Below are 18,884 nucleotides of genomic sequence, written 5' to 3'. Positions count from 1 at the left end.
GGCCAGCAACAGCAGATCCTCGATCAGCACCCGCATGCGGTGCGCCTCGGGAAGCAGGGTGTCGACGGCCAATTCCGCATCAAGCAATTCCGGATGCGCCTCGGCGACTTCCAAACCGGAGATGATGGTGGACAGCGGGCTGCGCAGTTCGTGCGAGGCGTCGCTGAGGAATCGCTGCTGCGCTTGGTGGCCGGCCTCGAGGCGTGCCAGCATTTCGTTCATGGTGACTGCGAGGGCTGAGATTTCGTCACGGCTCGTCGGCACGGGTACTCGCTCGGCCAAATCGGAGGTTGAGATTTCAGCCACCCTGCTGCGGATGGCGTCTACCGATTGCAGTGACCGGCGAACGAGCCGGTAACTGGCGGCTGCCGCTACTCCGGTGATGATCGGGGCGGTGCCGGCCACCAGCAGCGCGACGGTCCGCACGGTCGCCTCGACCGCTTCGCTACCTCCGCCGACGAGCACTGTGTACCGACCGGACGTGGCATTGACCTTCTGACCGCTCACGCGCATGTCGTCATCGGCCACCGCATCGTCGGGCATACCGCGTCGCAAGTCGAAGTCAAACTCGTTGATGGGTATCAGAGGTGTCGCAGGCGCAGACCCGGCCCGCTTCACGACCGTGCCGTCGGGGGCGATCAATTGGATTGCGACCACACGCTGGGTGGTGGCAAGAAGCGCGCTGTCGAGATTGTCGGGCGAACCCCAATGCAGCGCGTCAACTATGGTGCGAACTCGGCCCGCGGTGGCGTCGTCGACACCCGCCAACAACGACCGGTACAAGATCAGGTCAAAAGCCGCGCCCGCGAACGCAAGAGCGACCAGGACGACCATCGCTGAGGTCGCAGCTGAGCGAGCGGGGATACCCAAATTGGGCAGGCGCATCACACTCGCGAGCTCACTTCGCCGCCGCAGCCAGGAAGACACCCCCACAGTCTGATTCTCCAGGGCTCAAGGCCGGCTGAGAACAGCGAAAGTCCCCATCTCATCCGCGCGGCACCCGACCCGATGACCTTCCTCAGCGGCTTCTCAGCGACCCGCTCATACCGTGGCGTTCCCAGGTTGACAGCGATTGCAAGGGAGGGAAGTTGAGCCACCCCATCGATGTGCCCGCCCCAGCCATGGTGTCCCGACGGACCCCTGATCTCGCCGGCGCCGGACGTTTCGTCGAGTCTGCGACCAGTGTGCTGTGCAAGCCACGGATGCGCGGATGGATCCATCTTTGCTGCGCCTACGCGGCGCTGGTAGCGGGTTCGGCGCTGGTCGCGGCGTCGTGGGCAGCGACATCGACGCGAGCCGGGTACGCGGCGTTGACCTACACGCTGGCGATCGTGGCGATGTTTGCCGTAAGTGCCACGTATCACCGTGTCAGTTGGGGTTCGACGGCTGCCAGGAACTGGATGAGGCGGCTGGACCACTCGATGATCTTTGTGTTCATCGCCGGCACATATACGCCGTTCGCCTTGCTGGACATGCCAGCCTCGACTGGGCGTCAGGTGTTAGCGATCGTATGGGGCGGCGCGGTGGCCGGAGTTGCGCTGACGCTGTTCTGGCCCGACGCCCCGCGCTGGCTGGGCGTGGCGCTCTACCTGCTGTTGGGTTGGGTAGCGATTTGGTATGCAGCGACGATCCTGCATAACGCCGGCGTGGCGGCGGCCGTCCTGCTCGCAGTCGGCGGTGCGCTTTACAGCATTGGCGCGGTGTCTTACGCACTACGCTGGCCCGACCCGTGGCCTGCGACCTTCGGCTATCACGAGCTATTCCACGGATTAACAGCAGTCGCTGCCATTTGCCACTTCGTGGCAGTCTGCCTCGTGGTGTTTTAAGACAAGTCGTCTGGCGCGAGGAGGTCCTTGATGCGGATCGCGTCCGTCGTGGCCCGCCAAGTGCTGGACTGCAAGGCACGTCCGTTGGTCGAGGTCGAAATCACCACCGACACAGGCCATGTCGGCCGCGGCGCGTCGCCGACCGGCATTTCGGTCGGAGCGCATGAAGCAGTCGTAATACGTGACGGAAACCGGGCCGAATACGACGGGCTGAGTGTGCACCGCGCCGTCTCGGCAGTGACCGACGAAATCGCTCCTGTACTCGTTGGCGCCGAACTCGACGACCCGCGGTCGTTAGACCGGGTCCTGATCGAGCTCGACGGCACGCCGGACAAGCATCGCCTTGGCGGAAATGCCATCTACTCCACTTCGATCGCGCTGTTGCGCGCGGCGTCCGCGGCGGCGGCCATACCCACCTATACCTACGTCGCTGCATTGCTGGGGCTCAAACCACCAAGTACGGTGCCGGCACCCAGTTTCAACATGATCAACGGTGGCCGCTACGGCGATACCTTCCAGACGTTCAACGAGTTCCTTGTCGTGCCCTACCGCTCCGATTCCATCGAGTCGGCGGTCGAAAAAGGGGTGAGTCTGTTCGGCGTTCTGGGCGAGGTGCTCGCCGAGCGGCTTGGCCATCCAGCGTTGATGGCGTCGTCCTACGGGTATGTCGCTCCGTCCAGTGACCCGCGGGTCGTCATGGAGGTGTTGGCCAAGGCCGTCGAGCGCGCCGGCTGCACCGACGTCATGGCGTTTGCGTTGGACTGCGCGTCCAGCGCGGTCTACGACGAGTGCACGCAGACATACGCATTGAACGGCGAGCGGGTGGTCGCCGAAGCCCTGATCGATTACGCCCGGGCGCTGTCGGAGGACTTTCCGATCGTGTTCATCGAGGACCTGCTTGACGGGGATGACTGGGATGGCTTCGCCAAGGCGGTCCAGACCATCGACCGCTCGATCATCCTCGGCGACGACCTGATCGTCACCAACCCCCGACGTCTGGAACGGGCCGTAAGGACCTCGGCCGTTGACGGGTTCGTTCTGAAGCCCAACCAAGTCGGGACCATCGCCGAGGCACTGGACTGCTTCGAATACGCCTCACAGAACGCCATTCTGGCGATCCCGTCGGGCCGGTCCGGCGGTGTCATCGACGACGTCGTGATGGACCTGGCGGTGGGACTAGGTGCGCCGTTCCAGAAGAACGGCGCACCACGGTCGGGCGAGCGTATCGAGAAACTCAACTTCCTGCTGCGCACGGCCGAACGCATCCCGAACTGCGCGCTCGCGGACGTGGCCGCGCTGGTGCGGTTCTGAGAACTGCCGCCTGCTAGGCGCCCCACAGCAGCGGCGCCGCCACGGCGACTCCACATACCGCGGCGGCGATCGAAAGTGCCACCCAGTCAGCATTTTTCGGCCGCGACGGGGCTGCTGAGATCTGACCCGTTCCACCGCGGGCGGTGATCGCGTCGCCCATCTCGTCCGCACGCCGTAGCGTCACGGTGATCACCGCGACGATCAAGTCGACCGCGTCCGTTACCAATTGCCTGAGACGGGGCCCGCGAGTCCGCGGTGTCGATTGGAGCCGCAACCGGCGAGCGGCATACAGCACCCGGAACTCGTCGATCAGCATCGGGAAGGTACGCAAACCGAGCGCCAGTGCGACAGACCAGTCGTCGACCGGGATGTGCAGCCGTCGCAGTCTGCGCCCCAAAGTGGCAACCGCAGGAGCGATTTCGGCGACGTTCGTCGTCCACGACACCAGCGCGCCCATCCCGAGCAACACCGCCGACAGCGCGGTGAATCGCAGGAATTCCAATAGGCCGCCGAGACCGAGCGTGACGGTGCCCACCTGGATCTGCGGACTACCACCGGCCAATGTCGCAGTGATACCGACGATTAACAGCACGGCCGGAAGCCAGCGCGGCAACGATGGGAGCGCACCGCGGGGAATACGCGCCAGCCGCACTCCCGCCGCGACCAACGCGGCAACGAGCCCGATCGTCAGCCACCCCGGGAACAACGTCAACAACACCGAAACAGCGAAAGCAACAAGCAGTTTGGTGCCGGCCCACAGCTCGTGGATGACGGAGCGTCCAGGCACAGGCCGCAGCAACACAACGGGTCGACGTGGGCGGCGACTCGGGCGCTGCGCCGGCAGCTCACTAACCTCGGCCGCGACGGGCGTCGCCTCCAGCAGGCCGTCACGCAGGTGCAGCGTGCGCGGGCACAGCTCCTCCAACCCGGCGAAGTCGTGCGAAATCACCACCACGGTCAGACCGGTGTCACGGCGCCGGTCCGCGAGCAGCCGCACAAGCCCGCGCCGGCTGGCGGCATCCAGCCCCGCCAACGGCTCGTCGAGTATCAATACCCGCGGCGACCGCGCCAGCAATCCGGCCAGCACCACGCGCCGCATCTGGCCACCGCTGAGTTGGTCAATGGGCCGCGTCGCCAGCGCGGCATCCAGCCCGACAGCGGCCAGCGCTGCGATCACTCGGGCGTGGTCGTCAGGCGAAAAGCCGCCCGCCGAGGCCACTTCCAGGTCGACACGACTGCGCATCAACTGCAACCGGGCCGCCTGGAACTGGAGCGCTACCGCGCCAACCTGCTCGGAGGCGAGCCGCTCGTCAAGCAGACAGGTGCCGGTGGTGGGTACCGTCAATCCGGCCATGATCCACGCCAGGGTCGACTTACCGGAGCCGTTGCCGCCGTGGATCAGAAGTCCGTCGCCCTCATTCACGACGAAGCTGACATCGCGAAGCGCGGTCCGCGCCCAAGGGGTGCCACCAGCGTATTCGTGGCCGACGCCTGCGAGTTTGAGCACCGGCGCGTGAGAGTGGTGGCCCACCGTAACCGTCGGCGCTGGCGCGGGCGCGGTCTCGACCATGGCTGTGTTATCCAGCGAGTCGCTGAGATTGATTGTGCGGTCAGCGTATTGAGCTTCGTTGTTGTAGTGAGTGATGTGTACCAGCGCGGTTTGGTGCTGGTCGGCGAGACCGGACAGCACGGCCAGCAGAGCGTCCCGGCCCTGCTGGTCGACCATGCTGGTGACCTCGTCGGCAATGAGCAGCGCCGGCTCCCGTGCCAGCGCCGCGGCCACGGCGAGTCGCTGGAGCTCCCCGCCCGACAGGCTGCCGGTGTCGCGTTCGGCGAGGCCGTCCAGCCCGACTTCACCGAGTAATCGGTCGACATCGATGGTCCTACCGGGTGGTAGTCCCCAGACCACGTCGTCGGCGACCCGCGTACCCAGCACTTGGCTTTCCGGGTGTTGCATGACGACGGCGGTGCCACCGAGTTGACCGAGACCCACCGCACCGAGGCGCTCTACCGTGCCCGAGGTGGGTTCGCGGCCGGCCAGGATCAGCATCAGCGTCGTCTTGCCGGCGCCGTTGGCTCCTGTTACCGCAACGTGTTCGGCGGGCCGCACACCCAGGCTCACCGCACGCAGGGCGTCGTGGTCGGCGTGCGGGTAGCGCAGACCCACCTCGTCGAGCCGCACCGGGACCGGCTGGATCGGCCCGGTATCGGCCGACGCGTCCAGCTTGTGCACATCGGGAATGCCGCCCAGCCGCTCCAGCACGCGTGAAAGCGCCCACCAACCGATCAGCGAGGCGCCCATCATCGCGACGACGGCCAATCCCAGCACCAGCCACTGCCAGTAATTCAGCGCTCCGGCAACGAAACTCGCGAAGCAACGGGCGACCGCTTGCAGGTGCGGCACCCTCGCCAAGATTGTCGCGACTCCGTACACGGCGGCGGTGATCGCGTGGAACATCAGCTGCCGAAGCTGCGTCAGGACCGTAAGTGCAATCACTACCACGGCACCGATAACGGCACCAGCACCGGTCGACGCCGAGATCACGGTCGACATGCCACGGCGATGCCGCTTCACGATTCCAGCCAGCCCGCCGACGAAGGCGCAGAGCGCGACAGCGCTGAAACCGCTCATGCCGACTACCAAGAAACCAATCACACCGGCGGCCACCGTCGCAGTGATCACAACGCGGACCCGATACCGATAGGCCAACAGCCCCATCGGCACGCTGCCAAGCAGTCCGAGCCAACCGGCGTGCGGGAGCACGACCGCAACGATCGCTATCGCCGCGCACAGGGCGCCCATCACCGATGCATGAGCCAACTCGTGCGGCCGTAGCGATCGAGCCTGATCGGACACCCCGATCGACGGCGTGTGACAGGCGTCGACATCAGCCTGATGACGCAACCCCATCGACATGTGGTGACTCCTAACCGGGCTGTCAACCCGCCTGCTCGGCATGCGAGGCGCTCGGTCCTGCACATGGGAGCGCCAGCGTAAAAACCGGTCACTGAGGAGTCGCTGAGAAGGCGTTTGCTCACGTAGGCCCGATGAAGAAGCTTCCCGACCGCGTCGGAACCTTCTACAGCCGGTTCACGTCATACCTGAACGAATAGGAAGTATTCGTGAACCGCCCTGGTTGTAACCCCGTGGGCTATTAGTACAGGTCGATGATCAGAGACTTGAGGAGTAGCGGCGCATGACGGCTGTGACCGTGAGCAGCGACGTTGTGAAATCAGCACCCGAGGACACCTCAGCATGGGCGCCGCTGAAGATTGCGATTTACCGCAACTTGTTCATCGCGCAGCTGGTATCGAACATCGGCACGTGGATGCAGACCGTCGGCGCCCAATGGTTTCTGGTTGAGCACCACAGCAGCGCGACCATCATCGCACTGGTCCAAACCGCTTCGCTCACACCGACATTGGTTTTGGGGCTCTTGGGCGGTGTGTTTGCCGATCTGTTCGATCGGCGACGGCTGCTCATCGTCATTCAAACCTATGCGGTGCTCGCGGCCGCAGTGCTGGCCACACTGGCGTTCAGCGGGGTCCTGACCCCGACCTGGCTACTGATGTTCACCGTGGCCATCGGCTGTGGCTCGGCGCTGACCGCCCCAGCGTGGCAGGCGATCCAGCCCGAAATCGTTCCGCGTGAACAGATACCCGCCGCGGCGTCGCTGGGCAGCGTCACAGTCAACGTGGCCCGCGCGGTCGGACCTGCCCTAGCCGGGGTTGTGGTGCAGTTTGCCGGGCCGGCCGCGGTATTCGCGCTCAACGCGGTGTCCTTCGCCGCGATCATCGTCGCGTTGCGGTCCTGGAAGCGACCCGGCTGCGCGAAGCTGAGTGAGCGCGAAAGCATCGGGCTTTCGATCCTGGCCGCGCTGCGATGGGTCCGCCACGGACCGGTCACCCGAAGGATCCTGCTGCGGTCAGCGCTGTTCGCGTTTCCCGCCTCAGCATTGTGGGCGCTGTTGCCCGTCACGGCCGCAGACCACTGGCAGATGAACTCTTGCGGTTACGGCCTGGTGCTCGCCACGCTTGGCGTCGGCGCCGTCATCGGAGTGGCCCTCATCGCCCACCTCCGCAGATTATTCGCAGCCAATACCGTGTTGGCAGGTTCGGCCGGCGCCTATGCATTGGGCCTACTCGTGGTAGCGATCGGACCGTTCGGCCCGGCGATCCCGCTTCTGCTGGTGTGCGGCATGGCGTGGATCGCCACCCTCACCACACTGAACGCCGCCGTTCAGCTGTCGCTGCCACAGTGGGTGCGGGCCCGCGGCATGGCGGTGTATCTGCTGGTCTTCAGCGGCTCGCAGGCACTCGGGTCTTATCTGTGGGGTCTGATTGCCGCCCACTTCGGGCTTGCGCACTCGCTGTTGGCGGCAGCCGCCCTGCTGCTGCTGACGGCGGCCAGCGTCGCCGTGCTTCCGCTTCGTCCCGAAACCGGAACGCTGGACCTGACGACTTCGACCGCCTGGCCGACGCCGACACTGGTTTTCCAGCCCGATCCCAGCGATGGGCCGGTCCTGATTTCGACCTCCTACCATGTCACCGACGACCGAATCCACCAGTTCGCCGCGGCGATGCTCAAAGTCGGCAGGTCGCGCTCACGTACCGGCGGCTACCGCTGGCGGTTGTACCGCAGCGGCGAGGACCCCGAACTTGTCATCGAGGAATTCACCGTCCCCTCATGGGCCGAATTCGACCGCCAACACAGCACTCGCTGGCTGGCCTCCGACAATGACGCCCTGTGCAGAGCATTGCGATGCACCGTAGACGGCCGCGCAGAGGAGCACTGGTACTTCGCGCTGGCGGGACCAGCAGGTGTGCTCGGCGGGCCATTGAGGACGAACCCGTCAGCGGGTGCCAAGCGCCGCATCGTCAGCTTGAATGGAATTCTTCCCGCGCCGTGGGCAGATGGACGGGTCTAGTTTCCTTTAGGGCCTCGATTCGATCGAGTTTCCGCGTCGTCAAAACGGCCGAGGTGAGGTCGACCGTGCGCCGCCGTTCCGGTTTCACATCTGTGGTCGCACCTCAGTGGTCAAATGTGCTTCTCTAGCTCGGTGACGACGGACTCAACAGTCTCCGCGAGTTGCCGACGCCGTGCTCGGAATTGAGATGCTGCGGGCCCAGTGCCGATTATTCATGGTCGGTGCGTCGTTATTCGCGATCGGTACGGTGCCGGGGTTCGCAACGTTTTGCGGTGCGGACGCCACCAATCTGCTGTGCTTCATGGGCTCTTGGTTTTTCACTAGCGCCGCGCTGATCCAACTCTTGCTGAGCAAACCGGCGATGAGTCGGACGTGGGAAATGCCCTCGACGCGAGCGGAATGCCTATCGTCGGCGATCCAGTTGCTCGGCACTGTGAATTTCAACCTCAGCACCGGTGCAGCATTGTGGGCACAGCGCGTACCCGCCCGCCGGCATTTTGTGTGGGGGCCCGACGCCGTGGGGTCGGTGGCCTTTTTGGTGAGCGCCGCTCTGGGGGTTGCGGCGGTAGCTCTCGCGGTCGGCCCCGTTCGACTGAAATCACCATTGTGGCTGGCAGCGACGACCAGCATGATCGGCTCGATCGCTTTCGGCGCTTCGGCCGTCGGCGCCTTCATTACGAAAACAGGAATCACGGAAGACGCACGGCTGGCCCAACTGGGGACCTTCGTCGGGGCGCTGTGCTTCCTGGTGGCGGCTTTCTTGAGGCTGCCCAAACGTTTCGCATCTCGACCAGCCGAGTCATGAACTCGCATCTTCAACGTTTGGCCTACGCTGACGAAAAAGAAAGCTGGCCAAGACTTTTGGCCTTGACCAGCTCTTTCTCTGTCGAGTTGCCGGATCGAACCCCGCCCCACATCACCGTGACCTGCGGAGACGCAGAAATCTACTACGGCAAACGACGCCGCACGACCCGCCGGAGGTGTTGATGGCATCAACAGCTCGCGGCCATCACACTTCACTAGCCGCCCGATTTGGCCGATCCGCCCGTGTCGCCGGTTACGTGGGAGTCGGAGTATTTCAGTAGCGGACTACGCACGCACCTCGTGAATAGATCCGCTTTACTCATCTGAGGCGGGCCACCCCGGGCCGCGACTACGCGCAAGGAGCCCCGACATGAGCTACACGGGAATGAAGGCATTGTTTGTGCGTCTCATCCCGGACATTGGCTCGCGGGCGCGGGACACAGGGCACGAACAGTCTGGGATCCTGCCGGGCGCCACGACCGGGCATTAGGGGACGGGAACATGTCCGGGACGGTGGAATCGTTAGGACTGTTCGACCTGTTGAGTCCTTACTTTCTGGCCGGGGTTGACCTCGGTCCGACCTTCCATGAACTCCTGTCGACTGTCCAGGTCGACCAACTGGACACTTGCTTCGACGAAGAAGGCGTCGCGGTTTGGGGAATCGCCCGGCTGAATCCTTCCGCCGCAACATCGTCGTTTTCGCTGACGCCGAATGGAGCCAGTGTCTCCGGCAGCGGCAGCACCGGTGGAAGTAACTCCAGCTCTTCCTCGTCGAGCAATGCGGTCTGGGATTGGCACGACGTCACATTCCAGTTCCGCATTACCGCGCCGCGGTCGCCATCCTCGATGATCGCGTCGGCGATGAGCGCACTGGCCGGCGTACCGAAAGTGACACTTCCTACACTATTCAATACCTGGGGCAGCAGCACCACGGCGCCGTCCGATTATCCGAACTTGCAATTCCAGCTTGACCTGCTCCTGACCATCGCGACCGTGCATTTACCGTTTCTCACCGGCGCGAAACTCGATCCCAATGGACTGCTCGAGGCAGACCCGGCCAATAAGAACGTCAAGCTCGTCCTGCCCAAGATCCTCGTCACCCTGACACAAGACGGCACCCTGGGCCAGCTCGATTTCGTACTAGATTCCTGGGGTGCAGCAACCATTGATGACCCGGACGACACCGGCGAAGCGCAGCTCATCCAGATGCTGCCCCCCTACGCGCTAGTGGGCGACGCGGGTCACTTCGGGTTCGGCTTCGACAAGGCGGTTCTTGACCTAAGCGACAGCCATACGCCCCCCGAACTTCTGTCGCAGTTTGGCGTGGGAGACAACTGGCAGGGCATCTATCTTCCCGATTTGCGAATATTCGTCGCGCCGAGCGGCGCTCAGGGACTTGCGGTCGACGTCTCCGCCCACGATCTGTTGATCGGAGTCGGCAAAAGCTCCGGTGTATCAGGTGATTTCGAACTCGACGTCATCAACGAAGACACCAAGCCGCACATCCAGGTCATCATCTACGACGCGCAGAACAACACTATTGCGGAAGACCAGCAGAACGGTGTGATCAAGGTTGTCTTGCCGCAGAACTGCAATCTTGTCGTCGACGTCCGCCAGGCCATTCCGCCCTACACGATCACGGTGGATGGAACCGACATCACGTCGAACCAAACGTTTCCCATCACCGGGTTCACCGCAGCGCACAAGTATGCAATCGTGGTCACCGATTCGGCCACCCCGCCGAACATCACCAACCTCACCGTGGATGCAGTCCCACAGGCCACCAGCGGGAATCCCCCGCCTGTGGCGCCGGCAGGCCAGTCCGGAATGGCCATCGCCCCGACGGGAGGCGCCACCGACGGCATCCACACCATCACGTTGACCAACGCCCAGCAGGGGACGGTGCAGTTTGCACCCTACGTCGACGGGATCCAGGTCAGCGTCGACAACCAGAACGGCGGCGCACCGCAGACCCTTACCTCCGACACCATCACGATAACTGCGAACACCGGTGACACCGTCAACATTTCGGCCACCTGGCCCGGGACCGCCAGCAACAACAAAGTCGAGCTCAAAGCCTGGTTTCACTTCGATCATCCGCCAAAGCCCACCACACCGCAGGCGCCACCGGCCGGATTGCAAAACACGCCTTCCGCCTACGGTGTTCCGAATACCGGCGATGTGACGCCGACGGATCACATCGAGGTCTCGAACGAAGAAGACGCAACGCGCACAACGACTTCCGTTCCGTTTACTGCACCGATGGTCGGGAGCAGCGATCTGAATCAGTTCATCGCGGGCATGGCCGACAACACGACTACCGACGTGCGGATTGTCGGGTTCGCCAGCTTCGAGCACAACGCGACGCCAACCAGTTACAACGACGATCTCTCTTCTCGTCGTGCGGTCGCTCTGGCAGAAATCATTCAGGCGGCTGTTCAGGGTACGGCAAAACAACCGCAGATCACGATTGTTGCGAAGGGCAACGACCAGGACGACCCAGTGGACGATGCGGTACTGCCTGGAGATGTCTCCGCGCAAACCGCTTGGGGCTCAGGTACATCCCCTGACTCGCAGTATGTGTACGCCGATTACTGGCTGGCACATGCCGTCTATACCAGCACGCAGCCCGGCCCCAGCGCGACCGTTACGGCTAAAATAACTGGCCCTCCTGCCGTCACTCCCACTCCCAGCCCATCGCAGCCGGTGCTGCAGAAACCTCCCGGCGCAGATCAGAATCGGCCGGCGTGGTTTCGGTCCATCAAGATCATCGTTCGCATCGCGCAGAACACTTTTATTGCGCTCGAGATTTCTGGTGAATTCCAGTTCAGCACCGCTGCCCAACAGGGCCTGCAAAGCGCGGCACAGAAAGCCTCGTACGATTCCGGCGGCGATCATTCGATGACCGTGAAGAACCTGCAGCCAGGAAATACCAACCCGGCGGACGGCACCACCGATTTCGACCTGATCATCTCGCACGACGATTCAACGAACACCTGGACCGAACAACTCACCATCGCGGCCGCGAAGAACGACAAGGACGGCCTGATGCGCTGGGGCGATCCGGTGACCAAAGATTCCCCCGATCCCGCAGTAAACCGCTTCCGCGATTTCATGGGCACCCTGCTGGTGTTTTCCCCGCTGCTGCAAGATGTCGCCGCGGCAAGCGCCGCCATGGACACATGGAAAGAAGGCCTGCTCGACGGCGTCGCTCTCGGTGTGGCAGCTGGAATTTCGCAGATCGGCGTCTTGCATGCCGAAACCATCACACTCTACGGCGGCGAGCTGCTGGCGCAAGAAGGAAGTGCCGGGGGTGAAGCCGCGGTCTTCCTGGATGTTGAGACAGACCTGTATGTCGACTTGCTCGGCATCATCACCACCAAGCCGAGCAAGCCGATCAAGGTTCGCTACAAGGCGGTGGGCGTAAAGATCGTCTGGGGCGCGGGCCCGGGAAACACGCTGATGCCCATCGTTTTTGATGCGAGCAAAGGCTATTCGATTGATGTCACCGATCCCGGAACGTTCCATCTGCCGGCGGGGCTCGCGGACATCATCCAGGTGCTCGGTGCCAGCATCGCCCGTACCAACCCGCTCAACCTCGAAGTGGATGTCGGCATCAAGGCCGACCTTGGCATCGTCAGTGTTGATCGCGCGAAGGTGCGCTGGCCGCTGGATCCCCTTGGAGTGCCGACTATCTCCGCGCTCGGCGCTTCGGTCAACATTCCCGGCGCGTTCAAGGGATCGGGATATCTCAACATCGGCAACGGTGGTATCGCCGGCTCGATCGATGTCACCATCGTTCCCATCAGCCTTCGCGCGAAGGCCGAATTCAACATCCAGCAGACCCCGCCCGACGGCTCCGGCAATACTGCGACAGGCGTTGCCATTTCGCTCGAAGTGGACTTCCCTGCACCCATCGTGCTGGGCAGCTCGGGGCTCGGCATCTATGGACTGATTGCGCTCTTCGCGATGCACTTCGGACGCACCGTAGACGACCCCATGACGTGGTATTTGCAAGTCAAGGGGGACCCCACCGACGTTGCGAACGCGCACAGCGACGGCTGGCAGGCAGAAATCGGTCATTGGGCCTTCGGCGCCGGCGCTGTCCTTGGCACCATGGATGGCGGCTTTGTCATGAACCTCAAGGGCATCCTGGTGCTCGAACTGCCGGGGCCGCGCATTTTGTTGTTCATGAACGCAAACGTTCTGGTCCCGTCGCTGCCCGGACTTCTCGGCGACGCTACCGGAACCATCCTGGCGACACTCGATCTCGATATCGGCCGCGGCACCTTGACCATCGGCCTGCAGGTCAACTACAACCTCAGCCCGTTCTTTGCCATCTCCATTCCTGCGGACGCCTTCTTCGATTTCACCGACCCGACAAACTTCTACCTCGACCTGGGCAGCATCGCGAAACCCGCGACCGTTTCCGTCATTAACTCCTTTACCGGCTCCGGATATCTCGAAATCCATGGGCAGGGCATCCCGGATTTTCCGGGCTTCAACCTTCCCACGCACGCGCTCTCCGGTTTTGCCATCGCGACGGGCATCAACGTCGCGCTCATCTGGGGCGATACCAGCGTCAACCTGTATCTTGAAATTGGCGCGACTGCGGCCGTCGGCATCGGCTTCTCACCATTTCTGCTGGCCGGTTCCATCACCATCAGTGGGCAGCTTCACCTATTCATCGTCTCCGTCTCCGCGAGCGGAAATCTCGCTGTTATCAGCGACGGCACCTCCGCAAACACGACGATCTCCGGGAAGATCTGTGGCAGCGTCTCGTTCCTGTTCTTCAGCGTTTCCGGCTGCGTGGGATTCTCACTCGGGCCCGGAACCACGCCACCACCCGCGCCGCCGCTGGTCAATGCGCTGTTTCTGCAAAGCCGTTCGCCTGCGCTGGTGCAGGGCACCGGAGTGGATCGTCCAATCGATGCCAAATTGGCCGATGGGGGTAAGGACCCTAACAACCTGCCCAAGGACAACAACGGCAACGTCGTTACGGTGCCGATCGATTCGATTCCGGTGCTGAAGTTCGCATTCTCCCCTCAGCTCGATCCCGCGTTCACCAGCTTCACGCAATCTCCCGGCAATGCGCCGACGCTGCCGAGCGGCGGCTGGTGCAAGCGCGGTGAAAACCTGTACCGCTACACCATCCAAAGTATCTCTCTCGCACAGGTTTCCGGTCCGGGACCGATGCTGCTGAACGACGCCGCCGGGGTACCCTCCGTGTGGCGCCCGAACGCCGCGGCAAATGGCGGCGACGACCGCGCCGTCGATCTCGCTCTGCTCGACTGGACTCCATTCGCAACACCGCAGGCTGTGGTCGCGGGGAGTGCCTTGACGACCACCGTGACCACGACGTGGAGCTCTGTCTGTGATCCCGCGGCGCCCGCGACATCGGTCTTCTGGTGCTTCAATCGCGCGAACGTAGGAACGTCGCCGGATGGCTGGACGCTGCAGGGCACAGCATGGCCCGACCCGCCGGGCACGGTGCGCTCCGCGCCGCCCCCGCTGGCGCTCAAGGTTAATGAGCTATGGCGCACCGGAATCGGGCTCATCGATTCGTTGCTGCCCGTCGAGCCCGCTTACGTATTCGAGCTGGCGCTGCCGTGCGTCTCACCGAGGCGCACCCAAATGCCGATCCAGACACCCCAGCGAACTGGACTGCTCAACACCGAGCATCCGACCCTGCGCAATCCGGTTGTCCAGAACGAGATCCTGCGGCGCCTGCCACAAACCGCACAATTCGCGTCTCTCTCGCATGCTGCCGATCTGGCGGGAAGCGCCTCCGCCATCCACACTCTTTTCGGCACTCCCTATGCGCAGCGGACAGCTACCCGCAGCCTCGCGGAGACGCTTGCCCGGCTGCAGCCGTCGGAGTCTCGTTGGGCGTGCAGCGGGCGCGCTCTTGCAGCTCCGTTCGCTTCGGACTTGGCCCGTCTCAATGCGGACTTCGAGCTGCTCACCAAGGCGTTGAGTCCGCTCGCGAAGAACAATGCGGATTTGGCCGATGCGCTGCACTTCTACGGCAATCCGCTGGTGCGTGTGCGCCTGTTCCTCTGGGTCACAGTGGAATTGATCCGCTCGAGGACTCTTGTGCTGCGCGCGCTCGATCCGAACGGCAAGGGGATTTCGGACACGGTCATCAATGAATCGATAGTTCACGCCTACACCGACCTACCAGCCACCTGGTACGAGTCGGGAGGAGTCTGGCGCAATGATGCGCTTCTGGATTGGGAGTTGCTGACGGTTTACGGTATTGACGAATCCGACGAGGCACCGGACTACTACGGTTTGAACATTATCGCGACGGTCGACCTTCCCGCGGGGACAGACTCCTTTTTGCTGGGCATTCGCGAGAAGCAAAACTCGGTACCGGCCGTGTTGCCGCCGCCGTACGTGGTGGCGGCTGTTGAGGGTTGGAGCGTCGCCGAAGTCGACCGCGAAACCTTCGATTCGAACACCCAAGTGCAGAACCAGCAGACCGTTGCCGGTGCGCTCAACGGCGATCCCGCCAAGTTGCCGCTGTTCGAGCCAGGCTCGGTCTACGGCATCACGGTCAACTACACGGCAGAATCGGCAACCGATGACGGCAACGGTAATCCGACAGACCCGACCAGTCCGGTCGCGGCATCGCAGGCGCTCTACTTCGCAACCGACAGCACCCCGCCGGTATCCCTGGCGCCCTGGGTGTTGTGCGTCTGGCCCGGCAACGACGAGCCACATTTCTTCTACTCGGAACCGATCACCGTGGTCTTCGCGACCGATGCCGTCGAGCAGCTGCTGACCGCCTACGGCGAAACGCTGCAGGGCCACGCACGCGCGGCAACTTTCCGCCCACCGGCGAGCGCCCCGCCCAATCAGCAGCCTATTCAAAAACTGTTCCCGCTCACTCCAGTGGACGGCGTCGTGCTGACGCCATGGGAGGATGCCATCCGGGCCCTGTTGAACAGCGGTGCGGCGCCTTGTATCAACGCAAGCGGCACCTCGGTGCGGCACGGCAAACAGGTGTTCGATTTCCCTCTCGACGGTATGACGCCCTACATCTTCGATCTCGAGAGCGATCCCGCACCTCCCGTGCCCACCACAAACTGGCAGCCCGGTGATCCTCCACCACCGCCGGTGAACCCGTTGTACCGCACAGCCTTCGAAACGTCGCGGTATGCCTCGCTGGACGAGATGATCGCCGATATCAAGGGAACCAATACTGCGTACCGTCATCTCCCCGCGGGCGCGTCCGCGCAATTGGCGGCGCTGTCCGCGAATCCAACAGACGCGGAAATGCAGGGCGCTCTCATGGCCGCGGGCCTGGGCGCTCTGCCTCTTCCCAAGCAGCCACAAGTCACGGTCTTCTGGGAAGATTCCTCCAGCACACCCGTCCCCGTCGGTGTGCTCATCGAGACTCCCGAGCCCATCCGCCGCAGCCGACAGACGCCGACGCCCATCATGGACTCGAGCACACCCCCCGTCATTACCGAGTGGCAAATGCAACCCGCTGTCTGGCTCGACCTCGTCGAGGGCGCCGGCACACTCAGCGCCACCATCGCAGCGAACAGCAGCGGCAATCGGACGTATGTCGCGCTTAAGAGCGGGACGCGAGGCAATACGCTCCACCTCTCGATGCGGCGGTTCGCCAAAGCGCCGATTGATCCAGCCGACGGCCAGAGCGACACTCCGCTGCTGGACATTGCGCTCAATCAGGCGCCGTGGGAGGACCAATGAGCCGCATCGTTTATCCTCCATGGCTTCACCTCGCCGCGTCTGTGGTCAACTGGCAAGAGGTAGCTCGCCTGAATGGAGCAACCTCTGGGGCCACCGCCTTCAGTCGCCGGAATCCGCTCTCGGAAACGTTGCAGTTGCGCTGGATGGTTCCGCCCTATATCGGCCTACCGCGCAAGCCTTTCACCACTTGGATCTTTACCGGGGAAGTCACCCTGAAACTGCAGCCCGAATCCGGGGCACCCCTGTACGGCGGTGTGCAGCGGATTGACTTCGCCGCTGCAATGGCGATGCTCGTCTTCGGCCTGGATCTCACGGCCGCGGGTGCCTACGTCTTTGCATACTCCGCAACCGGACAATTGCTGACGGGCGCGACCTCTGACGGAACGACGGGCGTCGTAGCGCTCGAAATTCACAGCAGCGCAATCGATTATGTTCTGATCGGCGGCACCGGAGTGGTTGGCGAAATCTTTGGGATCACCGCTGCGGAGTTTGCGAACCTCCCCGGCTGGATTGAGGTCGAAACTGTCGGCCTGCCCGTGGACCAGAAAGAGTTCGCGTCAACGAGTTACTCAGTCGCAAAACAGGGATTCGTGACCGCTCCCGTTTCACCGAAGGCGGCAGCGAAGCGGCGCCTCAAGGAAGGCGCTCCGCAGCTCGGCTGGCAGACTACGCTGCCCGACGGAAATCCTGCTCCCCCATTTGTTCCGCCCACAATTCCCGGATTGTTCAACGACTTTGACGCAAGCGTGCTGCCGAACATCAAGACCATGCTGAACTCAAGTTCGGGGCCCAGCGCGGACTCGTCGGTCGTGGTGGAGCAGAACATACCCACGCCGCAGCAACCGGGCGGGGGCGCGGCTTCCTCGTCCCAGCCATCGAGCGCGACGTTTTCACCCTTGGCCCTGTTGCTGCTCGCTTCCGGCAGCGATCCCTACAACGCGCTGGGCCTTGGCTTCGGCACCGCATATACCCTCGACGAGCTGTCAGAAATACTGGCCGGCCAAACCAACACTACGAACACCAGTGACGTTGCGATATCCAGGGATACAGCGCGCGGACCTGTCACCGTGGAGCGCAATATTTCGGCGCTGATGGTGAGCTGCGAGTACGACATCAGCCTGCTGGGCCTTGAAGTTTCAGGCGAGATGGCCGATGTGATCTTCCTCGACGGACTGCAGCTCGGCGTCACTCCTGCACCGCAAGACCTGGGTGCGAACACCCTCCGGCTGAATCCACCACTCACGGTCGACGCACCGTACACCGCGACGGTCGATGCCACCTGGAGCCGTCCCGCGCCGCTTATCCCGAACCAGACCGTTGCCGCTAGCTATGCCGTGGCGCGTTCGTCCACGGCAGCGGATGTCACGCTGCTCAATGCGCAACGCATCGGCGGCGGATTCATGCCGTTTCTCGCATCGCTGCCGGCAGACGGCGACAGCAGCGCGCCAATCCTGTTTGAGGACAGCAATGTTGCACCGCCGGAAAGCGGAAACACGTTGAACTACTCCGTCGCGGGGCAGGACTGGTTCGGCGTTTGGAGTAGCTGGGCTGAAACCGCCGCCAGTGTTCCTGCGGCGCCGGTGTTCTATGCGTCCGTCACCGACGCGAAGTGGACGATCCCCGACCAGGCCAACTCACCCTATCCGGCGACACTGACCGTGCTGTTCTCATGGGACTGGACGACCCGCCGGCCGGCCGAAGTGGATCTGCTGATTGCGCTTCGTACGTTACCGGATCCCACGTCCCCGCTGCCCTCCGTGCCTGCGCCGGCGGGGACGCAGTACAGCATCGGCGGCGGATACTCGAACGTTAAGTTCATATTCGGCACTGATCCCACCGTTGCGCCGACGGTTCCCGGCGGTTCGGCATACAGCGCGGAGATCGTCCCGGCGACCCCGCCCACACCGCCAGACGGAACGCCTCCTCCGCCGATGCCCGGGAACTTGAACGTCGTCCAGTACGAGGCAACCGTACCTGGCTTCAGCCTCAACTTCGCCGGCGCCGACGAGGCCGCAGCCTTTGTCTACGCCCGAAGCAAAGAACTGTTGAGCCCCACCTGGACAGTGACTGAAAAGCCACGGGTGGCGCGTCTTAAGAGTCCCACGCCACCCCCGGTTCCGCGCTGCGACTCCATCGTGTGGGCCACGTTGCCGGATGCGCTCGGTGTCAGTCGCGTTCACCTCAAGTGGAACAGCAATGGCGCTCCGCCTTCAGCATCTTTCCATGTCTACGAGGCCACTGAAACCGGCTTGTTGGACGTTGCGGGTATGCCGCCCGCTGATCTCACTCACCC

General features: G+C 63.3%; 8 protein-coding genes. 6 read left to right on the top strand and 2 right to left on the bottom strand.

Translation table 11 applies throughout. The features are described from left to right. Positions 1–885 (bottom strand): histidine kinase dimerization/phospho-acceptor domain-containing protein (locus tag WAN02_RS01285; RefSeq protein ID WP_422262081.1); only part of this gene is annotated, 885 nt, incomplete at its 3' end. 236 nt (positions 886–1,121) lie between these two features. On the opposite strand from WAN02_RS01285, the gene trhA reads away from it, so the two are divergent. Further along, positions 1,122–1,826 carry a PAQR family membrane homeostasis protein TrhA gene (gene trhA / locus WAN02_RS01280; RefSeq protein ID WP_422262079.1) on the top strand — a complete coding sequence of 235 codons (705 nt, stop codon included), beginning with the start codon at positions 1,122–1,124 and terminating at the stop codon, positions 1,824–1,826. 27 nt (positions 1,827–1,853) lie between these two features. Continuing rightward, on the top strand, positions 1,854–3,137 hold the full coding sequence (eno, locus tag WAN02_RS01275; RefSeq protein ID WP_422262074.1) for a phosphopyruvate hydratase: 1,284 nt from the start codon (positions 1,854–1,856) through the stop codon (positions 3,135–3,137). Positions 3,138–3,150: 13 nt separating this feature from the next. Here the strand turns inward: eno and WAN02_RS01270 are convergent, their stop codons facing one another. Further along, the gene (locus WAN02_RS01270) at positions 3,151–5,940 is read right to left on the bottom strand and encodes an ATP-binding cassette domain-containing protein (protein ID WP_422262076.1); all 2,790 of its coding nucleotides are present in this window, start codon (positions 5,938–5,940) and stop codon (positions 3,151–3,153) included. A gap of 394 nt (positions 5,941–6,334) precedes the next feature. Here WAN02_RS01270 and WAN02_RS01265 point away from each other — a divergent pair, with 394 nt between their 5' ends. The 4 genes from WAN02_RS01265 to WAN02_RS01250 form a co-directional block, all read left to right on the top strand. Further along, positions 6,335–8,065, top strand: a complete 1,731-nt coding sequence (locus tag WAN02_RS01265) for an MFS transporter (RefSeq protein WP_422262072.1) — start codon at positions 6,335–6,337, stop codon at positions 8,063–8,065. A 172-nt stretch (positions 8,066–8,237) separates the two neighbouring features. Next, the gene (locus tag WAN02_RS01260) at positions 8,238–8,870 is read left to right on the top strand and encodes a hypothetical protein (RefSeq protein ID WP_422262070.1); all 633 of its coding nucleotides are present in this window, start codon (positions 8,238–8,240) and stop codon (positions 8,868–8,870) included. Between the two features lie 500 nt (positions 8,871–9,370). Continuing rightward, positions 9,371–16,591, top strand: a complete 7,221-nt coding sequence (locus tag WAN02_RS01255; RefSeq protein WP_422262068.1) for a hypothetical protein — start codon at positions 9,371–9,373, stop codon at positions 16,589–16,591. After that, positions 16,588–18,884: hypothetical protein (locus WAN02_RS01250; RefSeq protein WP_422262066.1), on the top strand; the 2,297-nt coding region annotated here is incomplete at its 3' end. The genes WAN02_RS01255 and WAN02_RS01250, both read left to right, overlap by 4 nt.

The organism is Mycobacterium sp., from assembly GCF_049281135.1.
Classification (GTDB): Bacteria; Actinomycetota; Actinomycetes; order Mycobacteriales; family Mycobacteriaceae; genus Mycobacterium.
The sequence above is the reverse complement of the archived record's forward strand: the minus strand, read 5'-3'. Positions and strand labels throughout refer to the sequence as shown.

Coding starts and splice junctions, on each gene's coding strand:
- WAN02_RS01270 (WP_422262076.1), bottom strand. CDS start 5,940: ATGGGCGCCCTGTGCGCGGCGATAGCGATCGTTGCGGTCGTGCTCCCG.
- WAN02_RS01265 (WP_422262072.1), top strand. CDS start 6,335: ATGACGGCTGTGACCGTGAGCAGCGACGTTGTGAAATCAGCACCCGAG.
- trhA (WP_422262079.1), top strand. CDS start 1,122: ATGGTGTCCCGACGGACCCCTGATCTCGCCGGCGCCGGACGTTTCGTC.
- WAN02_RS01255 (WP_422262068.1), top strand. CDS start 9,371: ATGTCCGGGACGGTGGAATCGTTAGGACTGTTCGACCTGTTGAGTCCT.